Source organism: Novosphingobium hassiacum (genome assembly GCF_014196055.1).
Classification (GTDB): domain Bacteria; phylum Pseudomonadota; class Alphaproteobacteria; order Sphingomonadales; family Sphingomonadaceae; genus Novosphingobium; species Novosphingobium hassiacum.
The window spans coordinates 40,029-62,054 of the sequence record NZ_JACICY010000004.1 but is presented as its reverse complement, the minus strand read 5'-3'; the positions used below and the strand labels follow the sequence as shown (position 1 = coordinate 62,054).

The 22,026-nt window shown below is 59.6% G+C and carries 22 protein-coding genes, 1 tRNA gene and 1 pseudogene; 14 read left to right on the top strand and 10 right to left on the bottom strand.

Features of this window, described 5'->3' with window-relative positions:
* Positions 1-128 precede the first annotated feature (128 nt).
* From GGQ88_RS09750 to pnp, 3 genes and pseudogenes are all read left to right on the top strand, one after another.
* Positions 129-542: pseudogene (locus GGQ88_RS09750) on the top strand (tRNA pseudouridine(55) synthase TruB); the annotation flags it as partial.
* A gap of 4 nt (positions 543-546) precedes the next feature.
* On the top strand, positions 547-816 hold the full coding sequence (gene rpsO, locus GGQ88_RS09745; protein WP_183612976.1) for a 30S ribosomal protein S15: 270 nt from the start codon (positions 547-549) through the stop codon (positions 814-816).
* Between the two features lie 264 nt (positions 817-1,080).
* Positions 1,081-3,399 carry a polyribonucleotide nucleotidyltransferase gene (pnp, locus tag GGQ88_RS09740; protein WP_183612975.1) on the top strand — a complete coding sequence of 773 codons (2,319 nt, stop codon included), beginning with the start codon at positions 1,081-1,083 and terminating at the stop codon, positions 3,397-3,399.
* Between the two features lie 69 nt (positions 3,400-3,468).
* On the opposite strand, the gene GGQ88_RS09735 is transcribed toward pnp, so the two are convergent.
* On the bottom strand, positions 3,469-4,470 hold the full coding sequence (locus GGQ88_RS09735) for an acyltransferase family protein (RefSeq protein ID WP_183612974.1): 1,002 nt from the start codon (positions 4,468-4,470) through the stop codon (positions 3,469-3,471).
* A 440-nt stretch (positions 4,471-4,910) separates the two neighbouring features.
* On the opposite strand from GGQ88_RS09735, the gene GGQ88_RS09730 reads away from it, so the two are divergent.
* On the top strand, positions 4,911-5,138 hold the full coding sequence (locus GGQ88_RS09730; RefSeq protein WP_183612973.1) for a hypothetical protein: 228 nt from the start codon (positions 4,911-4,913) through the stop codon (positions 5,136-5,138).
* 278 nt (positions 5,139-5,416) lie between these two features.
* Here the strand turns inward: GGQ88_RS09730 and GGQ88_RS09725 are convergent, their stop codons facing one another.
* Both GGQ88_RS09725 and GGQ88_RS09720 read right to left on the bottom strand, forming a co-directional pair.
* Positions 5,417-6,583 (bottom strand): GGDEF domain-containing protein, encoded by a 1,167-nt coding sequence (locus GGQ88_RS09725; protein ID WP_183612972.1) that lies wholly within the window; start codon positions 6,581-6,583, stop codon positions 5,417-5,419.
* Positions 6,584-6,659: 76 nt separating this feature from the next.
* Entirely contained in the window at positions 6,660-7,361 is a 702-nt protein-coding gene (locus GGQ88_RS09720) for a GcrA family cell cycle regulator (protein ID WP_183612971.1), read from the bottom strand.
* Positions 7,362-7,504: 143 nt separating this feature from the next.
* Here GGQ88_RS09720 and GGQ88_RS09715 point away from each other — a divergent pair, with 143 nt between their 5' ends.
* The gene (locus GGQ88_RS09715; RefSeq protein WP_183612970.1) at positions 7,505-8,362 is read left to right on the top strand and encodes an ABC transporter permease; all 858 of its coding nucleotides are present in this window, start codon (positions 7,505-7,507) and stop codon (positions 8,360-8,362) included.
* Positions 8,363-8,371: 9 nt separating this feature from the next.
* Here the strand turns inward: GGQ88_RS09715 and hspQ are convergent, their stop codons facing one another.
* On the bottom strand, positions 8,372-8,752 hold the full coding sequence (gene hspQ, locus GGQ88_RS09710) for a heat shock protein HspQ (protein WP_183612969.1): 381 nt from the start codon (positions 8,750-8,752) through the stop codon (positions 8,372-8,374).
* A 146-nt stretch (positions 8,753-8,898) separates the two neighbouring features.
* Here hspQ and GGQ88_RS09705 point away from each other — a divergent pair.
* From GGQ88_RS09705 to GGQ88_RS21275, 3 genes are all read left to right on the top strand, one after another.
* A tRNA-Ser gene (locus GGQ88_RS09705) sits at positions 8,899-8,988 on the top strand.
* A gap of 223 nt (positions 8,989-9,211) precedes the next feature.
* Complete coding sequence (locus tag GGQ88_RS21280) at positions 9,212-9,832, top strand: tyrosine-type recombinase/integrase (protein WP_246385816.1); 621 nt, start codon at positions 9,212-9,214, stop codon at positions 9,830-9,832.
* Between the two features lie 21 nt (positions 9,833-9,853).
* Entirely contained in the window at positions 9,854-10,294 is a 441-nt protein-coding gene (locus GGQ88_RS21275) for a tyrosine-type recombinase/integrase (protein WP_343057156.1), read from the top strand.
* A gap of 61 nt (positions 10,295-10,355) precedes the next feature.
* On the opposite strand, the gene GGQ88_RS21070 is transcribed toward GGQ88_RS21275, so the two are convergent.
* The gene (locus GGQ88_RS21070) at positions 10,356-10,565 is read right to left on the bottom strand and encodes a DUF5818 domain-containing protein (RefSeq protein WP_343057155.1); all 210 of its coding nucleotides are present in this window, start codon (positions 10,563-10,565) and stop codon (positions 10,356-10,358) included.
* Positions 10,566-10,722: 157 nt separating this feature from the next.
* Here GGQ88_RS21070 and GGQ88_RS09695 point away from each other — a divergent pair, with 157 nt between their 5' ends.
* From GGQ88_RS09695 to GGQ88_RS09685, 3 genes are all read left to right on the top strand, one after another.
* The gene (locus tag GGQ88_RS09695) at positions 10,723-10,935 is read left to right on the top strand and encodes a hypothetical protein (protein ID WP_183612968.1); all 213 of its coding nucleotides are present in this window, start codon (positions 10,723-10,725) and stop codon (positions 10,933-10,935) included.
* A 535-nt stretch (positions 10,936-11,470) separates the two neighbouring features.
* On the top strand, positions 11,471-12,421 hold the full coding sequence (locus GGQ88_RS09690) for a DUF2493 domain-containing protein (RefSeq protein WP_183612967.1): 951 nt from the start codon (positions 11,471-11,473) through the stop codon (positions 12,419-12,421).
* An 800-nt stretch (positions 12,422-13,221) separates the two neighbouring features.
* Positions 13,222-13,611 (top strand): single-stranded DNA-binding protein, encoded by a 390-nt coding sequence (locus GGQ88_RS09685; protein ID WP_183612966.1) that lies wholly within the window; start codon positions 13,222-13,224, stop codon positions 13,609-13,611.
* A gap of 115 nt (positions 13,612-13,726) precedes the next feature.
* Here the strand turns inward: GGQ88_RS09685 and GGQ88_RS09680 are convergent, their stop codons facing one another.
* From GGQ88_RS09680 to GGQ88_RS09665, 4 genes are all read right to left on the bottom strand, one after another.
* Positions 13,727-13,957 (bottom strand): DUF6437 family protein, encoded by a 231-nt coding sequence (locus tag GGQ88_RS09680; protein ID WP_183612965.1) that lies wholly within the window; start codon positions 13,955-13,957, stop codon positions 13,727-13,729.
* Between the two features lie 69 nt (positions 13,958-14,026).
* The gene (locus GGQ88_RS09675) at positions 14,027-14,242 is read right to left on the bottom strand and encodes a hypothetical protein (RefSeq protein WP_183612964.1); all 216 of its coding nucleotides are present in this window, start codon (positions 14,240-14,242) and stop codon (positions 14,027-14,029) included.
* 433 nt (positions 14,243-14,675) lie between these two features.
* Complete coding sequence (locus GGQ88_RS09670) at positions 14,676-15,047, bottom strand: hypothetical protein (RefSeq protein ID WP_183612963.1); 372 nt, start codon at positions 15,045-15,047, stop codon at positions 14,676-14,678.
* 115 nt (positions 15,048-15,162) lie between these two features.
* Positions 15,163-16,524, bottom strand: coding sequence for a hypothetical protein (locus GGQ88_RS09665; protein ID WP_183612962.1), 1,362 nt, complete (start codon positions 16,522-16,524; stop codon positions 15,163-15,165).
* Positions 16,525-16,871: 347 nt separating this feature from the next.
* Between GGQ88_RS09665 and GGQ88_RS09660 the strand changes: the two genes are divergently transcribed.
* Positions 16,872-17,993, top strand: coding sequence for a hypothetical protein (locus tag GGQ88_RS09660; protein ID WP_183612961.1), 1,122 nt, complete (start codon positions 16,872-16,874; stop codon positions 17,991-17,993).
* Positions 17,994-18,019: 26 nt separating this feature from the next.
* On the opposite strand, the gene GGQ88_RS09655 is transcribed toward GGQ88_RS09660, so the two are convergent.
* Positions 18,020-19,702 carry a caspase family protein gene (locus GGQ88_RS09655; RefSeq protein ID WP_343057154.1) on the bottom strand — a complete coding sequence of 561 codons (1,683 nt, stop codon included), beginning with the start codon at positions 19,700-19,702 and terminating at the stop codon, positions 18,020-18,022.
* Positions 19,703-19,834: 132 nt separating this feature from the next.
* Between GGQ88_RS09655 and GGQ88_RS09650 the strand changes: the two genes are divergently transcribed.
* On the top strand, positions 19,835-20,392 hold the full coding sequence (locus GGQ88_RS09650; RefSeq protein WP_183612960.1) for a hypothetical protein: 558 nt from the start codon (positions 19,835-19,837) through the stop codon (positions 20,390-20,392).
* Entirely contained in the window at positions 20,392-21,999 is a 1,608-nt protein-coding gene (locus GGQ88_RS09645; protein WP_183613216.1) for an SUMF1/EgtB/PvdO family nonheme iron enzyme, read from the top strand. The genes GGQ88_RS09650 and GGQ88_RS09645 overlap by 1 nt, the downstream gene beginning before the upstream one ends.
* Positions 22,000-22,026: the final 27 nt, after the last annotated feature.

Here is a 22,026-nt window from a genome sequence, read left to right as displayed (position 1 = left end):
GGGGGTAATGTGGCCCCCTAATACGCCGCCCTGACCGGTTTCCCCAACAACCCCCGTTCTGTGCCGCGCCGTTTCCACACCCGGCGGTTAGTGTCTCGACTGCGCTCGACACGAACGGGCCTTGTGGCGAGGCGACGCTGACCGCCCATGTCTCCAAAGGCACCTACATCCGCAGCCTCGCGCGCGATATCGCCCGCGCGCTTGGCACCGTCGGCCACGTCACCATGCTGCGCCGCTTGCGTGCGGGGCCGTTCGACTTGTCCGGGGCGATTTCGCTGGACAAATTGAACGCGGTCGGTCAAGGCGCGCCCCTTGAACACGTACTCTTGCCGCTGGAGGCAGGGCTGGTCGACATCCCGGCTCTTAACCTCGATCCCGAGCAGGCAAGGGCGGTCCGACAGGGCCGCGTTCTGACGGGATTGCCCTTGGATGACGGGCTTCACTGGGCGAGACTAGGCACTGTGCCGGTCGCGCTGGTCGAGCTTTCAGGCGGAAGCCTGAGCGTTGTCAGAGGCTTCAACATCGCCGATGTCGCGGAGTGAATATATGTCGATTACCGTAGAGAAGAAGCTGGAAGTCATCCAGGACAATGCCCGCGCCGAAAACGACACCGGTTCGCCGGAAGTCCAGGTCGCGATCCTGACCAGCCGCATCAAGACCCTGACCGAGCACTTCAAGTTGCACCACAAGGACAACCACTCGCGTCGCGGTCTGCTGATGATGGTGAACAAGCGTCGTTCGCTGCTCGACTACCTGAAGAAGCGGGATGTCGCGCGGTACAACGCACTGATCCAGAAGCTCGGTCTTCGTAAGTGACCTAATCGTTCGGCCCGCCTCGGCGGGCCGTTTACGTATTGGGTCATCCCCGCGCAGGCGGGGATCTCGTTCGGGCTTCGCTCATGCAAGTTCGACCAAGCGGCCTGAGACCCCCGCCTTTGTGGGGGCGCCGTGTTGAAAAGACAGGTCTCGCAATTCGGTGAGGCAGGTCGAAGACGGGGCAAAAGCCCCACACCGGACCGGGACGGAAACCCCGGCAGCAAAAACCCGCGTGCAATAGGGCCGTGGGCTGAAGGAAGTTCAATGTTCGACGTCAAAACCGTATCGCTGGAATGGGGCGGCAAAACCCTCACTCTGGAAACCGGCCGTGTTGCCCGCCAGGCAAACGGCGCAGTCCTCGCCACTTACGGCGAAACAGTTGTGCTTTGCGCGGTCACCGCTGCAAAGTCAGTCAAGGAAGGCCAGGATTTCTTCCCCCTGACCGTCCACTATCAGGAAAAGTTCTCGGCCGCCGGTCGTATCCCGGGTGGCTTCTTCAAGCGTGAGCGCGGCGCGACCGAAAAGGAAACGCTTGTTTCCCGCCTGATCGACCGTCCGATCCGTCCGCTGTTCCCCGAAGGTTTCTACAACGAAATCAACGTGATCTGCCAGGTCCTCAGCTATGATGGCGAGACTGAGCCAGATGTCGTCGCGATGATCGCAGCATCGGCTGCACTGACCATCTCGGGCGTTCCGTTCATGGGTCCGATCGCCGCTGCACGCGTCGGCTTCAAGGATGGCGAATACACGCTCAACCCGTCGCTGTCGCAGGTTGCCGAAGGCCGCCTCGACCTCGTCGTTGCCGCTACCGATTCTGCCGTGATGATGGTCGAATCCGAAGCCAAGGAACTGACCGAGAACGAAATGCTCGGCGCCGTGATGTTTGCCCATGACGAAATCCGCAAGGTCGTCGGCGGCATCATCAAGCTGGCTGAAAAGGCCGCCAAGGAGCCTTGGGACATCGACCTGTCGGACAACACTGCCGACATCAAGAAGAAGCTCAAGGACGCCATCGGCAAGGATGTTGCGGCAGCCTACAAGCTGACCGACAAGTCGGCGCGCTCGAACGCTCTGAACGAAGCCCGCGCCAAGGCGAAGGCTGCGTTCTCGGACGAAACGCCGCAGACCCAGATGGTCGCGATGAAGACCATGAAGAAGGTCGAAGCGGACATCGTTCGCGGCGCCATCCTCAAGGACGGCACGCGCATCGACGGTCGTTCGACCACGCAGGTCCGTCCGATCGAAGCGATGGTCGGTTTCCTGCCGCGCACGCATGGTTCGTCGCTGTTCACCCGCGGTGAAACGCAGGCGATCTGCACCACCACGCTGGGCACCAAGGACGCTGAGCAGATGATCGACGGCCTCGACGGCCTGTCGTATCAGCGCTTCATGCTGCACTACAACTTCCCGCCCTACTCGGTCGGTGAAGTCGGTCGCTTCGGCGCTCCGGGCCGTCGCGAAGTCGGCCACGGCAAGCTGGCATGGCGCGCGCTGCACCCTGTGCTGCCGACCAAGGACGAGTTCCCCTACACGATCCGCGTCCTTTCGGACATCACGGAGTCGAACGGTTCGTCCTCGATGGCGACTGTGTGCGGTGGCTGTCTGTCGATGATGGACGCTGGCGTTCCGATCGATCGTCCGGTTTCGGGCATCGCGATGGGCCTGATCCTGGAAGGCGACAAGTTCGCCATCCTGTCGGACATCCTGGGCGATGAAGATCACCTCGGCGACATGGACTTCAAGGTTGCGGGCACCGCCAACGGCATCACCACGATGCAGATGGACATCAAGATCGCGGGCATCACGCGCGAGATCATGGGCAAGGCTCTGGAGCAGGCCAAGGAAGGCCGCGCACACATCCTGAACGAGATGACCAAGGCCTTGGGCGAGGCGCGTACCGAACTTTCGGCCCACGCACCGCGCATCGAATCGCTGCAGATCGACAAGTCGAAGATCCGCGACATCATCGGCACGGGTGGCAAGGTTATCCGCGAGATCGTGGCTACCACGGGTGCCAAGGTCGACATCGACGATGAAGGCCTGATCAAGATCTCGTCTTCGGATACCGCGCAGATCGAAGCCGCGCGCGCCTGGATCCTCGGCATTGTCGAGGAAGCAGAAGTCGGCAAGATCTACGACGGCAAGGTCGTCAACATCGTCGATTTCGGCGCTTTCGTGAACTTCATGGGTGGCAAGGACGGTCTCGTCCACGTCTCCGAAATGAAGAACGAGCGCGTCGAGCGTCCGCAGGATGTGGTCAAGGAAGGCCAGGCCGTGAAGGTCAAGGTCCTCGAGATCGATCCGCGCGGCAAGGTCCGCCTGTCGATGCGCGTCGTCGATCAGGAAACCGGTGCCGAACTGGAAGACACCCGTCCGGCACGTGAACCGCGCGAACCGCGTGGCGATCGTCCTGATCGTGGTGGCGGCGACCGTCGTGGCCCACGCGGCAACGACCGTGGTCCGCGCGGCGGCGGCGATCGTGATCGTGGTCCGCGTCGTGATGGTGGCGATCGCCCACGTCGCGACAGCGAAGACGGTCCGGCTCCTGATCACATGCCGGCGTTCCTCAAGTCCGACGACTGAGGCAAGGCCGCCAAGGCTGAATAAGGAAAGGGGCTCCGCTGCAAGGCGGAGCCCCTTTTCTTGTCGGCTCTAGACAGGAACAGCCAAGGGTGTTCGCCGCAGTGTAGACTTCAACAATTGCGCCAGTGGCTTCTCGATCCAGCGGTGGACAAGCACGCCGACAATCGCTGAGAAGCCGACCGTCAGCGGGATGACAATGAGAGGGTGCGCCGGATAACCGGCAAGCGGAAGCACGAGCAAGTTGAACGTCGCGAAATGCATGAGGTAGATCGCGTATGACGCATCGCCCAACACGTTCAGCACCTGCATCGAACGCGAACGCGGGTCTGGCAGGCTCGCTTCGGCTCCCGCCATGCCTGCCACGATCAGCAGGGCGGGCACCGTGACAGCCAAGGTGTAAGGTACAGAAGGATCGCGCCCCAGCCATGCGAGTAGCCCAAAGCCGATGACGGCGCACCATGAGGGCAGCTTGACCCGATACCAGGCAATCAGCATTCCCCCTGCGAAATCGAGCAGGCGCGGATGCAGATACGTACTGCTCCAGGCGTTGGGGGAGAGAAGCTCGCTGCCAAGCGCGACAAGGCACAGGACGGCGACCGTGATCATGACCGACCATCGGCGCGGCAGCGCCATCGACAACGCGAAAATCAGGTAGAACGCCATCTCGAGGTTCAGCGTCCAGCCCACGTCGAGCACCGGCTTCGCGACGCTGGTCCCGTCTGCGCTGGCCAGCGGCAGGAACAGCAGGGATGCCAGCAGCCGCTGTTCGTCGCCTGACTTGGTCAGTCCTACAGCAAACAGGAAAAACGTTGCGAACCAGTACAGTGGCACGACACGCAACAATCGCCGTCTGATGAAATCACCCGCGGCATGAGGCCGTCGCTTGGTGGAAGTGACCATCACGAAGCCGGATATGACGAAGAAAATAGCGACGCCGTACTTCATCCAGATCGCCGCATCACGAGGTAGATCAGCGACCATGCCGTAGCTGAAGGTGTGGTAGACCACGACCATCAGGGCAGCGATCCCGCGCAGACAATGGATCGATCTGAAATATTGCTCGTCTGCCATGCACCCATCCAAATTGTGTCGGGACCATAGCCTCGCCTCGATAAGATTGCGTAAACCGGCGCACTTTGACCGGGCGACGCAGCCAATGGCGTGCGGGAAGGGCACTCATTGCATTTTTGGATTTTTGCGCGTATAGCTGGCGCATCGATGAAATGACCACGGTAGGCATCATCGGCTGAGAGACCCCATGCGCTCCCGCTTACGCAGTGGGAGTCCGTCTTGGACCTCAATCTTCTCTATTTTCAACATCAGCTATCGCTGATGTGCGCTGTGGCGACACCCAGTCGTGCCCGGCGCACACACCATCTTGCTTCGGCAGGTTCTGTCGCAGGGGCGATCCAGGCTTATCAGTTGCGCAAGGGCGCAGCGGCAGCCGGCGATTGGCGGCGCGCAACCGACGATGCTCGACCGCTCGACAATTCAGAATCAAGGATACCAGCATGAGCCGCGCAATGAACCTCCGCCTGCCCGAAGCCAAAGTCCGCTCCAGCTGCGACAAGGCGGGCGTGTCGATCAGTGCGATCGAAACTCTGCCATCGGGCGGAACGCGCCTCGTCTGCACCCGCGAAGAAGGCGCCGACGATATGCGCGTGATTTTCCGCACCCAGATCATCGACGGCAACGTGCCGCGCTACGCCTTCCAGCGCAGCCAGAGCTCGCGCTACTAGAGCCTGATGACATTAGATTGCCCCACCCTGACGGAGTCGATTTTGGTTTGAGGGGAGGCGTGAGGAGTGAGCGATGCCGTAGCATCGTGATCGACGAACAACGCTCCCACAGGGCAAAATCGGCCCGCCCCGAAGGGGTTGGACTACAAAGCCCCGTGGACTGCGTTGCGGCCCTTGCAGGGGCAGCCGGCCCCTGCTGCGCGCCACGCCTTGCCACGGGGCTTTGTAGTCCAATCAGGGTGGATCAATCTAACGTCATCAGGCTCTAAAGCCGCCGTTCAGGCTGCGTCCTGCATAGGCGGCGGCTCTTGCCCCGCCAGCAGGATGCGGTTGCGCCCGGACTCCTTGGCTGCATAAAGCGCCTCGTCTGCCGCGCGCAGGGCTTCGCTCTTGCCGGGGTAGGCAAACACGTCGGCAATCCCGCCCGAAAAGGTGACACGGCCGAACGGCATGTCGGTCGCCCGGTTGACGAGCCGACGCTCCGAAATTTCCTCGCGCGCGGCGTCGAGCCGTTTGTAGGCCTTTTCAGGGGTCAGCGCCCGGAACAGCACGGCGAATTCCTCACCCCCGTGCCGCGCGACATGGCAGCGCGAATCCGAGATGCGGTCGAGCGTTTCTGCTACGACCTTGAGCACGCGATCGCCTGCGGCATGTCCGTGCGTATCGTTGACGCGCTTGAAATGATCGATGTCGACAAACGCGACGCTCAGCGATTCACCGCTTGCCTGCGCCAGCGCCAGTTCCTTGTCGAACAGCAGCTCGAACGCGCGCCGGTTCGGAAGGCCCGTCAGGTGGTCTTCATCGGCCACGCGACGGGCCTCTTCCAGGTTCTGCTGGAGGGACTCGACGCGGGTGTGCGACGCGTTCAATTCCTGTTCGATTTCGCGCGTCCGGCTGACCATCGCGCGGGCAAGGGTCGCCAGTTCGGTGATCACCACCCCTGCCTTGCTGACCTGCTCGAGATCGTCAACGTGCTGCTGCAAGGCCGCGCCGTACTCGCTTGTTGCACTGCGCGCGCTGCCGGCTGTCAGCGCGAATTCGTTGAGGCTTTCCTCGAGGCGAGACATCAGCGTGTTGAGCTGCTCGGCAGCTGATTCGCCTTCGTGTTCGCGTGTTGTCTGCTCAAGCCATGCCAACGTGATCGGCAACCCGAGCTCGCTGCGTTCGAGGATTGCTTGCGACAATTTCGGGTTGGCATTGGTCACGCAGTCGTAAGCGATGCCCAGGGTGCGCGGCATGACCTCAAGGTCATGGTCGATCAGAAACTCTGAAACGCGGTTGAGCATCCGGCGCTTTGCGGGCAACCAGATGTCTCGCGCGGTAAGATCGCGCGGCCCATCGGACGAAGCGTCGAGTTCGGCTTCGCCACCCCGTTCTTCATCCTTGATGCCAAGCCATTTGCGCAAGCGCGATCGCGAACCTCGCGAGGGATCTTCCTGAGTCATGCGATCAAGGACGGCGGGCGCGAGGTGGTATTAACCACTTTCGCGCCCGTTAATGGCCCCTAAGAGTTCGCCCGGCTCAGCGTACGCGCGGCCCGCCGAACGGCATCGGCGGCGGCGGGCGACGATGCCCACGCGGCAGTTGCGCCTGGAAGGCACGACCGCAGTGATCGACGCAATAGGGGAAGCCCGGATTGACCTTGTCGCCACAGAAATGGAAGTCGGGCTCGCCAGGATGACCCATCGGCCAGCGGCAGATACGATCGTTGAGATCCAGCAAGCTGGTTTTCTCGGCAATTTCGGGGCTCGGCCGTGCCGGGACGAGGCGTCGTGGCGGAGCAGGCGGGATTGGTGCCTGCTGGTCGCCCGGACCCTGGCGCAGAAATCCGCCCGGACCTACCGAAACGATCCGCGGGGTTGGTGCAGGCTTCGGCGCATCACCGTCCGCCGCAGACCTGGGCTCCGGTGCAGGCGCGGCTGCGCGCGGGGCAGGTGATACTGGGGCGGCAAAGGGGGGCGGTGCCTGTCGCGGCGCAGTGGCGCGTGGCTCCGATGGAGGAACCGCAAGCTTCGGCGGCTTGACCGCAGCCGGTGCCGCAGGAGCCTCGACCTTCTCATTGGCCTTGACCGGTGAGGGCCGTGCCTTGAGGCCGAGGCGATGGGCCTTGCCGATCACCGCGTTGCGGCTGACGCCGCCAAGTTCCTCGGCGATCTGGCTGGCGGTCGAGCCGCCCTCCCACATCTTCGTCAGCTTCTCGATCCGTTCTTCGGTCCAGCTCATGCCTTAACGCGTCCTTCGTGAGGTGGGGCAGTGCCCGACCAATAAATCTCTTCCGGCCCCGGCCGGTCGCCAACTGCCTCGCGGGCGACTGCCCGCTCGGCCAAACCTTGCCAACGGCGAGCCAGCGCGATACCGCCCCGATCATGCCCGATCAACCGACCCGTAGCGCAGCACATTTCACCCCACCGGGACAACCGGTGTTCCGCAGCTTCAACACTTTGGGGCTGTGGACTCTCTATATGAAGGAAGTGCGGCGCTTCTTCAAGGTGCAGACCCAGACGATCTGGGCTCCTGCGGTGACAACGCTGCTTTATCTGATGATTTTCACGCTGGCGCTGGGCGGTGGGGCCAACGGCACTCGCATCGTGCTCGGCGTGAACTTCGCCAGCTTCGTCGCGCCGGGCCTGATTGCCATGGCCATGATCAACAATTCGTTCGCCAACTCGAGCTTCAGCCTGCTCGTCGGCAAGATTCAGGGGACGATCGTCGATTACCTGATGCCGCCGATCTCGAATGGCGAACTGATGGTCGCGCTGGTCGGTGCGGCGGTAACCCGCGCGGTGCTGGTCGGCGTTGCCGTGGCGGGCGCGATGCTGCTGTGGCCCGGCGTTTCCTTGAGCATCGCGCATCCCTGGGCGGTGATCTGGTTCGGCCTGATGGGCGCTGTGCTGCTCGCGCTGATCGGTGTCCTGGCATCGATCTGGGCCGAAAAGTTCGATCATAACGCGGCGATTACCAACTTCGTGATCACCCCGCTGTCGATGCTTTCCGGCACCTTCTACGTAATCAGCAACCTGGCTCCCGCTTTCCAAACGGTAAGCCGGATGAACCCGATCTTCTATGTGATCTCAGGCTTCCGCTTCGGTTTCCTCGGCAAAAGCGACATCGGCGACGACAATCTGGCCGTGCTTCACGGCGCCATCGGGCTCGGCGTTCTGAACGTCGTGCTCGCGGCGCTGCTCTACGCGCTGCTGCGTTCGGGATGGCGGCTCAAGAACTGAGCTAAGGCGTCAGTGCGACAGGCTGCGCCGCAAGCGATAGCGGCCGTTGCGATAGCCCTCGAACATCTCGTCGAGTGAGGGATGGTCGATCGGGCCTGCCTCCGCATCCGCCAGCAAGTTCTGCTGGCTGACGTAGGCGACGTAGCTGCTCTCGTCGTTTTCGGCGAGCAGGTGATAGAATGGCTGGTCGCGCGTCGGGCGGATGTCTTCCGGGATCGACTCGTACCACTCCTCGGAGTTGGCGTAGACCGGGTCGACATCGACCACGACACCACGAAACTCGAACGTGCGATGTCGTACGACATCCCCGATCGAAAAGCGCGCCGACGATACCGGAGGGGCCAAAATATCGCGCCCCGCCTGGGGCGAAAAGAAACTCGCACGGTCCATTACCGCGATATAGGCGCGAGCGCTTGCGCAAACAAGCGAGGCCGTGGAAAAGGCGGCAGCTTTTCGCTTGGCAAGCCTGAAGCCATGCGCTAACGGCGCGTTTCTTCGACCGGGCATGCCCTTACAGGCGCTCAACGACACTTCGCGGAGAGGTGGCAGAGTGGTCGAATGCACCGCACTCGAAATGCGGCATACGGGTGACCGTATCCAGGGTTCGAATCCCTGCCTCTCCGCCAAGTGCCATTTCCATCGACATCCACTACCCTCCAGAAACCCCCGGAATGCCGGGGTTTTCTTGCCTTCTGAATTCCGCTATGTTCGCTTTATGTTCTATGGCAGCCAGAGCAGAGTGTGGGGAAGGGTGTGGGGAAAGAATTGAGGCGGATCGATGGGAAACCTGACAGCAATCAAGGTACGTAACCTGAAGAACCCGGCCGATATCTGGATGGCGACGGGCTGATGCTCGACCTTACCGGACCAGGCAAGGGGAGTTGGCTGCTACGAATCCAGATCGCCTGCAAACGGCGCGACGTAGGCCTTGGCTCCCTTCAGCCTATCTCGCTTGCAGAGGCACGGGAGGCGGCAGCCGAGATGCGGAAGCAGGCTCGCGCTGGGCTGGACCCCCTGCTTGAGCGGAAGAAGGCGCAAAAGAAGGTCCCGACTTTCGCGGAGGCAGCAAAGAGCGTGTTCGAGGAACACAAAGCCTCCTGGAAAGAAGGAAAGCATCAGATTCAATGGTGGACGACGCTTGAGCAGTATGCCTTTCCCACCCTCGGAAAACTTCTCGTGTCAGACATCGAAGGACCAATGATCCGGGATGTTCTTGCGAAAATCTGGCTGTCTAAGCCCGAGACGGCGAGAAGGGTGCGACAACGGATCGCAACCGTCCTCGATCGGGCATATGCCGAGGGTCATCGAGCAGGCGAAGCACCCATGCGATCGCGGCTCGGGGGCTACCCAAACAGCCCAGAAAGGACCGGCATTTTGCGGCCATGCCCTACTGCGAAGTACCGTTGTTTGTACAAAACTTACGGGAGCGCTGCGTTGTCAGCAGGCTGGCGTTGGAATTCCTCATTTTGACTGCAGCCCCGATCGGGAGAGGTGCGGGGAGCGTGCTGGGCGGAGTTCGATCTTCGCAATCAGCTCTGGCTTATCCCCGCCGAGCGCATGAAGGCCGGCGTTCAGCATCAGGTTCCGCTATCCAATGCAGCGATCGCCGTGCTGGCACTGGCTATGAAGTTCAAGCGCGAAACGGACGACCTTGTGTTCCCCGGGCAAACGGCCAGAAAGCCTCTGTCGGATATGACACTGCTGCAAATCCTGCGCAAGCGAGACCTAAAGTACACCGTGCATGGGTTTCGGTCTGCATTTCGGGACTGGGCGGCCACAGAATCGAGCTATCTCGGTCAAGTCGCAGAAGCCGCCTTGGCACACACCGTTTCAAATAAGGTCGAAGCAGCTTATCGCAGGACGACCTTTCTGGAAAAGCGCAAAGGTCTTATGGCTGACTGGGAAAGGTTTTGCTGGGGCAGGCCTGGCTAGCCCAGCTTCGTAATGACGTCTGACATATCAATTTGTCCTGACGTCGCAGCGGATTTCGCTATCAGGGCTGCGATGCCGCAGCGGCCCCGATCCACTCAAGGCGAAGCCGATCGTATCCGATTGCTTCGCCTTCCACGCTTACGATCGACCCAATGGGCTGGTCGATTTCCGTTTCAGATTGCAAAACCCACACCGCATCGTCCGCAGTTGTCAGCAACCAACCGCGGCTGCTTTGCGTCAAAGTTCCCGATGCTCTGATACGCCGGCTCACGTCATTCTCCAACTTCGTGCATCGCGCTGTATTGCGATGCGGAACGCTTCCAATTGCTCAGTACCGTGCGGACATAATGCGGTGTTTCCTGGTTGTGCGGTATGCCGCGTGCGGCCTCTACCCGACCGGGGCCCGCATTGTAAGCAGCAAGCGCCAGATGGATCGTTCCGAACTTGTCGATCAAGCGGTGCGCCTGCTCAACCATGCCAATGCGCTGCAGATCCGGCTTGAAGGATCAGGGCTGGCCCGCCGCGAGCTCAGTGGTTCGATACGGCTCGACGATCCCCAGGGCTTTGTCGAAACGCTTGAAGCGCTTGGCGGTATTGCCATCGACCAACGCGCAGGCGTGATTGTCGTGCGATCTTCCTGAGCAGCTTGGGCTGAAAGTTGCCAAATATCACGATCTGCTGATTACCTGTGTTCATCTGATCGCCGTGCGCTGACAGCGCGACGCTTTCCCCAAGCAGCTGAGAGGGGAGGGTGCGGGCCCTTTGTGCCCATGTCCGGCTGCGCCATTTCCCGAGCGGAGTGATCGCGTCCTGCCGGTTGTGGGTCTTCGCCGGCAAGGCATGCCAAAAAAATCTGGCGGGTCTTTTCGCGCGTCGCCGTCCCAACTCATGCGCGTCCCTTGAGATGGACGCCAGGGAGGCAATCATGACGTCCACACCATCGATCAATGCCATCGTCTACGCTCTGCTTAGCAGTGCAATCACCATCGCAGCCCCGGCGCACGCGCAAAGCGACGCCGTTCATGCAATCGACTTGCCCGCGCAACCGCTCGCCCAGTCGCTGCGTGATCTGGCAGCAAGTTCGGGGACCACGATCATCGCTGACGCCCAAACGGTCGCGGCAAGGCAAGCGCCTGCGCTCAAGGGAACCGGTGCCACTTCGTCAGGAGATACCACATGCACAAGCCCTTTTCAGAACAGCTCGCCGGTCTCGATCTTGCAGGCTTTTCGGTCGGTCCCGCGCCGCTTACCACCACGGATTTTCCGGCAACTGATGCCGTTGCCCAAACACTGAGCGCTGTCTGGTCCGAACTTTTCGCCCTGCTCACCGATACCGCTTTGGAGGCCGATGCCGAAGACCTAGGCTGGGCGGTCGTCAATCTGTTTCATCGCTGCGCCGAACGCAAGTCCGGGACGCTCGACCGCGCGACCGACGAAGTCCGAGCCCTCGTTGCGACAGCCGACGGATCCGAAGTGCACACCCACGATCTCGAAGTCCAAGTGGAACGGGCACAATGCGCCGAACAAGCGCTGATCGCGTTTGAGGAAATGCGCGAGATCGCAGCAGCCCTATACCTCGACGAGTTCGGCCATTCCTGGAAGCCTGCTTCGAGTTCACGGTTCAGCCACGGTGCGACTTTCACCTCGGCCCTGGTTCAGGGCCGGGACTTCATGCGCGCGCGGGCCGAAGCCAAGCGCCGCGCGGCGATGCCCGAAGGAACGCCGGTCATCTTTGCCGGAGGACGCATGAAGCCTGGTACCGAGGCCGATATCCTGACCTTTGCCAACAACGTCTGGACAGCGCTCGACAAGGTCCGTGACCGCGTGCCCGACCTCGTTCTGGTCCATGGCGGCGATACCAAGGGCGTTGATCGCATCGCTTCCTCCTGGGCCGAGCGTCACAAGGTTGCGCAAGTGGTCTTCGCTCTGGACTTGCGTTTGGGTGCACGCGCCGGGTTTCAGCGTAACGAGCGCATGCTGTCGCTTGATCCGCGATATCTTATCGCCTTTCCGGGTAACGGCGTCCTCGAACGCCTGGTCATCGATGCAAAGAGCCGTGGAACCACGGTCGTCGACCGTCGTGGTCCGCTGGGCACCAACCCCAAGGCAAGGGCTGCCCCGGCGTGAGCCGGGCGCCAGCCATACCGCTTAAGAACGCGATGCTCTGTTTGGATCGGTGAAGGCGAGCCGTCATGTGGACACGTCTTCATCGAAATGACGCGCGAGCTATACGCCACTTCGCTGCAAACCAGTCGTTGATCACGTAATCACCCGGCGCCATGGGGTGCACTGCCGCTGCTTGCTATGCGCAACGCATGAGCCCACGTGCTCAGGCGCACCACACAGGTCCGACCGGCGTTTATGCGTGGAGCAAATACGCCACCGGAATTCTGATCCGGTATGGTTCTGGCGGGTTGTTTCCCTGAGTGCTTGACCACCGACCTTGCCGACCGTGGCGAGACCTTGCGCAATTCGCGGTGACGATCCACGTGGACATTGCTCCCGTGTGGTACATTTCGCTGGCTGAAGTCTCTTTGTTGAACCTTGCCCTCGCGCGCATGATGCTGGTGAAGTTTGCGCGTCGGCAATCCCGGAGGACGGCGGGCGGGGAGGGGGCAGCACCCCATCGGGTGGATCCGCTTTAATTTAGGGCCTCCAAGGGCCTGATCGACCTGCCTTGAGGTCCATCCCGGCTCGACGAACCTGCCTTGAATCAACCCCGGCACAGTCTTGCAACCCCGCGCTTGCACGGCCGTGTTGCCGCCTTGCTGCGCAGAGGCGTCTGCCCGCACCACCCGTGGCATGGGCGAGGTTTCCCTGCGTTCGTCCGGGACGCCCTTCGGTGCAAGACCGACCGGGGCCGCTTCTTCATCCTGGTTCGCAGCCGGGAATGAACCCGCAAGCGCTGCAGATCAGGAGAAGATCCCATGACCAATCTCGTCATCCTCGTTGGCCGCATTGCCCGCGATCCCGAAACCCGCACCACCTCAGGCGGAACCGCCATCACCACGATCTCGGTCGTCACCGACCGTCCAGCCCGCAAGGACGGCAAGACCTACAAGGACGAAAACGGCTTTACCGCCAAGGACAGCGAATTCCACCGCGTGACCTGTTTCAACGGCCTTGGCAGCAATGTGGCCAAGTACTGCGGCAAAGGCCAGCTCGTCACTGTCGAAGGCCGTATCCACTACACCCAGTGGGAAGACCGCGATGGCACCAAGCGCTACGGCTGCGAAATCATCGCCGATGCAGTCGATTTCCTGAGCAAGGGACGGCAGTCGGGCAACGAAGGCGCTCCCGATATCGACGAGGACTAGCAGCCCCACTCGATCGCCAAGTGCTCCGGCAGCAATCGCTGCCGGAGCATTCTTATCGCTGTCGTATCCGCAGCAGGGAAACATGGATGTCAAAGGGCATGTGCCATCATCTTGGTTAGGCAGTAGAAAGCCGATCTATAGCGGCTTCGACGCCAAGTGCCATCGATGTGCGAAGCAGTTGCCGCAGCCTTGCCGGTTCCATCACCTCGGCGCCGCATTCGAGCAGAACTTTGCTGAGGTCGGCTGCGGCGGCCTCGCGCAGCGCCGTCTCGCGGTTCATGAGTTCTTCGCGCTCCGCCCTGAGCCTGATCAGAGCATCGCGCGCACTTGCCTTGGACCTGGCCATATCGGATTCCTTCAACCGGCCTTCGTGTCCCCTCTTCGATGATTTTGTCACTATCGGCGCGAGAAGCAATCACGACATCGCAGCCAAGCTGCTGCCTTGTTTGCGCCGGATATGCTTGCAGGCCTGCTGTGATTTTGCCGGAACGCCGTTCTTTCGGGTAAAAGGCGAAGAACTTTCAAAGCGTTGCGCCGCGCAAACGTTACAACGTCTGCACACCATGCTTGTTGGTGAACTGTCCAAAAAAATGGCTTGTTCAACTGGCTGCAGCAGATTGCGTTGTGACATTGGCTCGTGACGGAATCTGGCTTAGTTCGGATTTTCAACCGCTGAACCTTGCGGTTGGACAGGGCGTCCGATTTCATGCCGATCTGATGGTTTTCGTGACCAGGTCATCAATACAAAATTGATTCGCACTGAGCCGAGACACCCAGACTAGGATCTTGATGGATCGACTTGATTTCACCGCCATTTGCGTCGGCAGTCGCCTGAAAAGCGGTCGTTCGGCGGCAGATTGAGCCTTGTTGACATCTGCCATTCATTCACAATTATATGACTTTGCCTAGCGCCATACATCGGCGAGTCACACAGTGACTGCCAATGGCCGCTAATCTCGCATATCATCCGACCCTACAACACCATGACTATTGAGTTCTTGGAACTAGCCTCCGAACTCTAAATCAGTCTGATGGGGCTGCCACGCAAGTCAAACTCGGCCCATTCACGGTGTCTCTGGCGTCCATTCTGTATAGATGATAGTCCACCTCGAGCAATTTTCGCATCCATCATCGAGATGCTCGACGTAACCCGTTATCCAGGCCGCGTCGTCTTTGAAGTAGCAATTGCCCGCATCGCTCGCGCTCGCCTTGCCCTGCTTTACCAGCCAAGCAAGAAAACGTGCATAAAGCTGCTCACCGTTTGAAGCATCTGCCCCGGTACTCAGCTTGGACGCAAAGAACGTACTTGCTGCATCATGGCTCACAACGCACACATGATAGGCACCGTGGCCCACCGGAACTTGGGCGGTGGAGCTTTGCGCCATTGCCAGAGCGCCCATCGCGACTACTGACATCTGTTTAGCCAATCGTTTCATCCCGTTTCTCCGTATCAATCACGAGCTCTGCGAACCGGCAAATCTTGCGTCTCTTATCTGAAGATGAGGAAAGGGGGCCAGCGCAACTGACGAAGGCCCCCTGTCACGCATTAGCTTAGAAGCGGAAGCCTAGGCCAGCCGTGTAGGTCGAAAACCCCTTGGCTTGAACCGTGCTGAATATCAGACGCATCACGTCGCGGAACTGCTTTGGCGTGTCTTCCCTGCCCCGTAGGCCGAAAGAGATCGTGCCTTCGTGGAAATTGTTGTTGTACAGCTTGTCACCGGCAAAATTGGTGAACGTGTAGCTTGCACGAAGCGACGTAGCCCGATCCATAACCCGCATCTTCAACGGAAGTTCATAGGCAGCGCCGTTCCGGAACAGCCAATTCTTCACGTCCGGGTTAAGGTTGATATCGCCGGGCGTTTTCAGCGTTGCTGAATAGCCGACCATGTTCCCGATGACCAATTGGCCACGTCCCAAGCCGCGGATGACATAACGACTAGCCACCGACCCTTGAGCGATATGACCGACGGACCCCTGGTCGGCGGAATAGACTATGCCATAGGAAACGCGCGGCTCGAGCGACCAGTTGGTCTTGATTGGAACCTCGAGCGCCAATCCGATCTGGCCATTATAAGCCGTAGCACCCTTGATCCGCGTAAAGCTGAACGGCAGGTCGAGCTTCAGGCGGGCACGGTTGCCCTCGAACACGCGCCAGCCCTTTGCTATACGCGCATCGATCCGGGTGATGTCGAAGCGTCCGGCCGAGCCGCTGGCGAACTGACCGCCGATGATCCACGGATCGCCAGCCGAATTGGCGCCCGCCGCGGGGTCGATCTCGACAAGCGAATCCCCCTCGGTAAGATCGAGTGCGCTGCGCGCCATGGTACCCTGCAACGAGAATGGATTGCCAACCAGCGGGTCGACCGGCGAGAACCTGGACCGGGCAGTACCAAGGCATTGCGTAATCCGTTGGGCTGTAGCCGAACTGCCGTCATCGACTTCAGTGTCGAACTGATTGAATGATTCCTGCCGCGTGGCGCCGTTGTACGTGAAGCTACATACATTGCCCGCTCCGGCAGAAATCGTGTTGCCTGTGCCAGGATCGACAAAGCGCAAGGTCAAGACGCTGCTGTTTTCAGCGTAGCCTGCAATCACCGGGACGCCTTGAAGATCGAACACGCCACTTATGCGGCCGACCTGTGAATAGATCGCACCAAGCGTCGGCTGATTGATATAAGCGGCAATCTCGAATGGATCGAGATAGCTTGTGATTTCATCGATTGTCGATTGCTCGAACGAGCGCTCGACATTTGGTAGCCCGAATGCAGGTGCGGCCAGTTGCACACCGATCCGGAAGTTTCCATCCAGCCCCTCATAGTTGCCATAATTTGGTACTGATTGCGCGTTTGCGTCATCGACCAAGCCAAGAGTCGACACCGCTCCGAACAGCACTCCACCAAGGATTTTTTTCACGTATTCCCCCCATTTCACGGTGCGATCCACCGAATTTCCCGTCGTAAATATATCGCTTCTCGGCGAAATCTTTCCATGAACTGCCCAATTCACAGAGTTCGAATTCAACCCACTGAGTAAGCTGACATTTTGTTTTTCAGAGGACCAGCCTTATGAAATTTGGACTCCCGCAATCCCCTAATGATTTTCATTACTCATGTGCATCTCCCCCTAGGGGGATTGGGCGGTGCCGATCCTCAATTTTTGGATTTTGAAATAGTCACCTATGGCTATTTGCTGCTTGTTCGGCGTGCGGGCGTAAACTAGACAACACCATTACAAGCAGTTCCGACAACAACTGGTGCTGGATGCCGCCGCTTAGAGAAGCTGACATCGCTGATCCCGATTGGGACGAATTGTTCTTGTCTGCTGCCGTCAATCCGGCTCTGTGGCTCCACGCCCTGGACGCCATGGCTAATGCCACGGGGTCTTCGCACGGTCAGTTGATCGGCATCGGTGCTGACCGGACAATGCCCTTCAATCTTGTCACGGGTTTTTCCGAGCATGATATCCTGCGCTCGCTGGACGCCGGCGGGGCGTCTCCCGAAACAAACTACCGCATCGCAGCCAATGACGTGAATATTGGACGGGGAGCTTACGATCCGGTGCTGCACGAGGAGCACTACGACGCAGTTATCCCGCAACTGACTTCGCGAAACTATGTCGATTTCTGCGCTGAGCTCGATATTCCGAACGGCTGCCAGACCAATCTGGTGATCGACAATCGTGGATTGATAGGGTTGGCGATTTTGCGATCGCGCAAGGATGGGCGCACACGCCCCGCGCAGCGCCGTCGGTTTGGTCACGCGGCTGAGAGTGCTCGCCGTGCCGTACGGCTTCAGGAGCGTCTTGAGAACGACCAGGCCAGGCTTCTGGCCGGTACATTCGAGGCCATGGAAACGACCGCCTTCATCCTTGATGGCCGCGGTCATGTGCGGGCACTGACCTTAAAGGCGGAAGAACTCGTGCGAAGCGGAAAAGTGCGGCTGGTTGCCGGAGAACTCCACGCGGCGGGTAGCCCTTTCTCGCTCAAATATTGTTGCGAAATGCTGACCGATTTGCACGGACACCCGCATGTCCGCACCAGCATCGGCGCCGAAAACGATGAAGCGCCTTTGTTTTTTGAAGGGTTCCGCCTTCCGCGCCAGCCATGGCAGTTCGGCTTACCGCCACAGGCCATCCTGATCACAAGGGCACCCAGCCGCGACCGAGCCGGAATTACCGGATTTTTGCAGATGCTCTACGGATTTTCGTCTGCCGAAGCGGACATCGCCATGCGCCTGTTCAACGGGCAGGGTCGTGCAAGCATCGCTTCAGAGCGTGAGGTAACGCCTGATACTCTGCGCGGCCAGATCAAGTCGCTGCTCAGCAAGGCGGATTGTTCCAACGAAGCAGCCCTGATGCGCTTGCTTGCATCGATTGTGAACTGATTGCTACCGGCTGAGAATAAACTGCCCTAGGGCCGGTCACCTGTATATATCTCGGCAATAGAAACGCTGCTTCGGCCCGGAGCAGCAGCCAGAATGCGCTTTATCGGCTCAACCACCTTGCCGAAGCTGCGTTGCCCCTCGAGTGTTTGCAAGAATAGCCGGAACTCGGTCTGCTCGGCTTCCGAAACCACAGCTACGACGTGATCGACTCCAAATGGTTCTACAACCTGCGCCTCGATCAACAAGAGGACACCATCGGATTGAAGCTGCCCCTTGCCGTCTGCTTCGTCGACCGGAAAGATGCGCTGAACGGTTCCGTCCGAAGCGACATTGAAAACCGTCGCGTAAGCACCTTGCTTCAGTGTCGCTGATGAGCGAAGTCTGATTTTTACGGAAGTTCCGGCGACATAACGGGCGCCATCCCGAAGTGGCGAGATGGCCAGTTGCGCGCGCGCTTCGTTGATCATGGGCCGAAGGTTTTCGAGCGCGCTCCATTTGTCGAAAACGCCGATCAGTTTTGCAGTTGAATTCACTTGCGATGCGACAACGTCACCTGATCGGCGGATGAGCGCACCGGCAGCATAGTCCCACACAAAATCGGCATCCTGCGCTGAATCCATAACTTTCCAGGTTGCGGCTGGTGAGGACAGCATGGCTGTTGCGCGTCTATCTTGCGCAAATATGCCGGGCAGCGGCGTGCTCACCGGTCGTGTCGCTTGAACATTGGAGGACGCAAACAGTCGGGTCACCTCCTTACCATTGACGTAGGACGTCTTTGGACGCTGACGTTGCCCCGTCAGCGTCCGCACTTGGCCATCCACATATATGGATATTTCAGCAGCGCTGACGGACCCGTCTGCGTCCAGATCCGCAAGTAAAGTTTTGCCGTCAGCACCACGCTCGGTCAGGCCCTGCTCGAACGCGTAAGTGAGCAGGCCGCGCGAAGGCCCCTCTTCAGTCGGCATCGGCATTTCTTGTGCAAGCTCTTCGTCCTGGGATGCGGCAATATAGATCAGGTTCGACAGATCCTCCCGCTCCGCCGCGTCGCCTGGGAGAGTGTTCCTGTCCTGATAATTCAACACCGCCGGAAACTTCGGACCTGGCCGCGATACCAGTTGTAGTTGGGAAGATACCGCACGCAGGGCGAGGCGAGGGGTAAACCTGTAGGAACGCGTATCGACCGAGCGGTGCAACGTGCCCGAATGGCAGGTGTCAGCGATCATCAGGATCTGGACATCTGGCAGAACATAGCGTGACAGCCATCCGTAGATGTCCTTGTCTACGATAAATCGTTCTGGGTCCTGATTTTCGGGGTCAAACCCCGCCAGTGGCAGGAATTGATCGAAATCGCCGTCCCGGGTCCCTTTGACTTTGGCTTCGGCCTGCGCGCCATGCCCGGAGTAATAAAACAAGATCCAGTCGCCTGGCCGCGATCTTAGACCTAAAGCATGCAGAGCGGTCTCGACTGTTGTGCGGGTCACGTTTCCATCACGCAAGACAGTGACATCGCTTGCACCTTCTTTGCGTGCCAAATCTTCCATCGATGAAAGATCGTTGGCGGGGCCTTCGAGGTCAGAAATCACGGGAGACGAAAATTGCGAGACCCCGACAAGAAGTGCGCGCACTTCTGCATGGGCGGCAACCGGGACGGAAATCATAAAGAAACCTATTAAAAGCCGGACAGCGATTCTCGCCTTGGTGCTGATCACTGCCACTTCCTTAGTTTTTGATTGCATGGATTTCACCAATCCATAAACCTCGTGACAAAGACGACGCAAACCTTTTGCACTAGTTGCCTCGGCGGCTGGGGAGGTTTGCCAAGCTATAGAGACAGTGCGTCCATGAAAACTGCCATTGCCTTGAGTGTTGCATTTTGCCTGACTGTTTCGCCCTCCGCTACAAATGCGCAGCAATCCGAAGCATCGAAGCCTGCAGAGCCCGGCGCTGTCAAACGCGGCGTCGTGATCTTGCAAGGTCAGCCCAAGCCGATGGCAGCGCCCGTCGTCAATCCTGCCCGATGTGAACGGCCGATTGAAAATGCCGATATCAAGATCAGTCGTTTGAATATGGATGCGAGCAAGTTCGACCGGGAGTTTTCGCACAAGCTGAAGATAGCGAAAGACACTGTGTCGCTTGATTTTGCCGTGCCGTGGCTAGGTGACAGTGATGCCCCTGCGTTGATCGGGCGATGGCTGGAAGAGATCAAGGCTTCCGGGGGCAACATCTCCAGATCAGAGTATTGTCAGAAGAGCCGCGGATTTTTCTCGTTCGTGGGACGCTTGCTCAAGCGTCAGCCCACCGACCGCTTTTCCGCGATCAAGGCTTACGATGCCGTCCTTCAGATCAATGGCGCAGATCAGACGGTAACCCAAATTCTGTTCCGAAAGCGTACAAAATAATGAGAGTCCTGCATCGCTTCTGCCTGATTATCGGATGGTTGATTTGTTCGGTCGGACAGGTCGGGATTGCGCAGGCTGCGGCCAGTACCCCAAGGCTGGCGCTGGTCATTGCGAACGGCAACTATCGGCAGTTCGACAAACTCGCTGTGACAGCGAGCGATGGGGACCGGATGGCTTCTGCGTTGTCGACAACCGGCTTTGTCAATTCGACCGGCACCGGCCCCGTTCAAGCCTATCGCGACCTGGATCTTGTCCAGATGCGAGAGAAGATTGCAGAGTTTCGACAAGCGTTACGCAACGCCGGGCCTGACGCCTTCGGCGTCCTCTATTTCTCGGGTCATGGCGCCGCGCTTACGAGCTATGGGGATCTCGTACTTCTCCCGGTAGACGCGCCTTCGCAGTTGAGCCGCGATCACGTTTCGCTCACGCGCGCGCGCCTTACACGCGATCTTCTAAGTTCAGGCGCGAAGAACATCCTCATCGTGCTGGACATGTGCCGGAACGTTCTTGACGCGCCGCCTGAGATTGCACGGGACCCTGTAATGGTCTCCGAAGCTGCAAAATCAAGTAGCGGCGTGGTGGGCAGCAAAGGTTTGCGCCGCATCGTGCGTGAATCCGACACGGCTTTACGACCAGATCAGGGGTACCTCGTCGCGTTCTCGACAAGCGCGGATCAAGTCGCCTTCGATAACGGCGCCTTTTCTCGAATTTTGGCGGAAGAAGTTCGTCGCCCGTTGCAGAACATAGCCGATGCGTTGAAGCGAACCTCCGATCGCGTAGCGGTTGCCGGTCTCAAGAGCGGAAAGACGCTACAGAAGCCCACATTCGACTACGGCTTGCAGGGCGCGCCACCCTGTTTTGTCTCGTGCGATGCAAACGCCCAGGATCGCTTTTACGATTGCGCAAATTGCCCATACCTGAAGGTGGTCCCCGCTGGTTCTGCGACGATTGGCTCGACGGCGAGCGAGCCTGGCCGCGGTGCGGACGAACCAATACAACGGCAAATGCAGATCGAGCGGCCGTTTGCGGTAAGTGTGTTCGAAGTCACGATTAGCGAATGGGCTGCCTGCGTCAGAGATCGCGCCTGTCGCGCGGTTGCGGATTGGTCGAAGGAAAACCCGAACCCATTGCTGCCAGCAACGGGAATTGGCTTCGACGACGCGCAGGCATATGTCGCGTGGCTATCTGTACAGTCCGGCTTGCCCTATCGGGTGCCAACCGAACTGGAATGGGAATATGCAGCCCGCGCGAATTCTCATTCAGTTTTCCCTTGGGGCGATGAGATTGCGCCAAGCGATGCAAATTACGATCAGACCGCCAGCTATCGCGGGTCGGCAACCTCTCCATATCGCGGATATCCTGAAGCGGTGACGGCCTATCCGCCGAATGCGTTTGGGCTATACCAGATGGTTGGCAACGCATGGGAATGGACCACCGGCTGCAGCGATGCCGCGTGCAAGGCGCGTATCGTGCGCGGCGGATCATTTCAAAGCACGCCGGCAGAGCTTCGAACAGCAAACCGACTGGCCATAGGTGGCGGGCGTAAGCGCGACGATTCCGGTTTGCGCGTGGTCCGAGATCTGAACGCCGATGAAGTTGGCCAATAGTCTTGGCATCTGACATTTGGGGATTTC

What these genes read in the sequence shown, in the direction of transcription:
- GGQ88_RS09680 (WP_183612965.1), bottom strand. Translation starts at nt 13,957, where the DNA reads ATGGCCAGGTCCAAGGCAAGTGCGCGCGATGCTCTGATCAGGCTCAGG.
- pnp (WP_183612975.1), top strand. Translation starts at nt 1,081, where the DNA reads ATGTTCGACGTCAAAACCGTATCGCTGGAATGGGGCGGCAAAACCCTC.
- GGQ88_RS21280 (WP_246385816.1), top strand. Translation starts at nt 9,212, where the DNA reads ATGCTCGACCTTACCGGACCAGGCAAGGGGAGTTGGCTGCTACGAATC.
- GGQ88_RS09735 (WP_183612974.1), bottom strand. Translation starts at nt 4,470, where the DNA reads ATGGCAGACGAGCAATATTTCAGATCGATCCATTGTCTGCGCGGGATC.
- GGQ88_RS09725 (WP_183612972.1), bottom strand. Translation starts at nt 6,583, where the DNA reads ATGACTCAGGAAGATCCCTCGCGAGGTTCGCGATCGCGCTTGCGCAAA.
- GGQ88_RS09660 (WP_183612961.1), top strand. Translation starts at nt 16,872, where the DNA reads ATGCCGCCGCTTAGAGAAGCTGACATCGCTGATCCCGATTGGGACGAA.
- GGQ88_RS09720 (WP_183612971.1), bottom strand. Translation starts at nt 7,361, where the DNA reads ATGAGCTGGACCGAAGAACGGATCGAGAAGCTGACGAAGATGTGGGAG.
- GGQ88_RS09695 (WP_183612968.1), top strand. Translation starts at nt 10,723, where the DNA reads ATGGATCGTTCCGAACTTGTCGATCAAGCGGTGCGCCTGCTCAACCAT.
- GGQ88_RS09675 (WP_183612964.1), bottom strand. Translation starts at nt 14,242, where the DNA reads ATGTCACAACGCAATCTGCTGCAGCCAGTTGAACAAGCCATTTTTTTG.
- GGQ88_RS09715 (WP_183612970.1), top strand. Translation starts at nt 7,505, where the DNA reads ATGCCCGATCAACCGACCCGTAGCGCAGCACATTTCACCCCACCGGGA.
- GGQ88_RS09645 (WP_183613216.1), top strand. Translation starts at nt 20,392, where the DNA reads ATGAGAGTCCTGCATCGCTTCTGCCTGATTATCGGATGGTTGATTTGT.
- GGQ88_RS09685 (WP_183612966.1), top strand. Translation starts at nt 13,222, where the DNA reads ATGACCAATCTCGTCATCCTCGTTGGCCGCATTGCCCGCGATCCCGAA.
- rpsO (WP_183612976.1), top strand. Translation starts at nt 547, where the DNA reads ATGTCGATTACCGTAGAGAAGAAGCTGGAAGTCATCCAGGACAATGCC.
- GGQ88_RS09730 (WP_183612973.1), top strand. Translation starts at nt 4,911, where the DNA reads ATGAGCCGCGCAATGAACCTCCGCCTGCCCGAAGCCAAAGTCCGCTCC.
- GGQ88_RS09670 (WP_183612963.1), bottom strand. Translation starts at nt 15,047, where the DNA reads ATGAAACGATTGGCTAAACAGATGTCAGTAGTCGCGATGGGCGCTCTG.
- hspQ (WP_183612969.1), bottom strand. Translation starts at nt 8,752, where the DNA reads ATGGACCGTGCGAGTTTCTTTTCGCCCCAGGCGGGGCGCGATATTTTG.
- GGQ88_RS09650 (WP_183612960.1), top strand. Translation starts at nt 19,835, where the DNA reads ATGAAAACTGCCATTGCCTTGAGTGTTGCATTTTGCCTGACTGTTTCG.
- GGQ88_RS09690 (WP_183612967.1), top strand. Translation starts at nt 11,471, where the DNA reads ATGCACAAGCCCTTTTCAGAACAGCTCGCCGGTCTCGATCTTGCAGGC.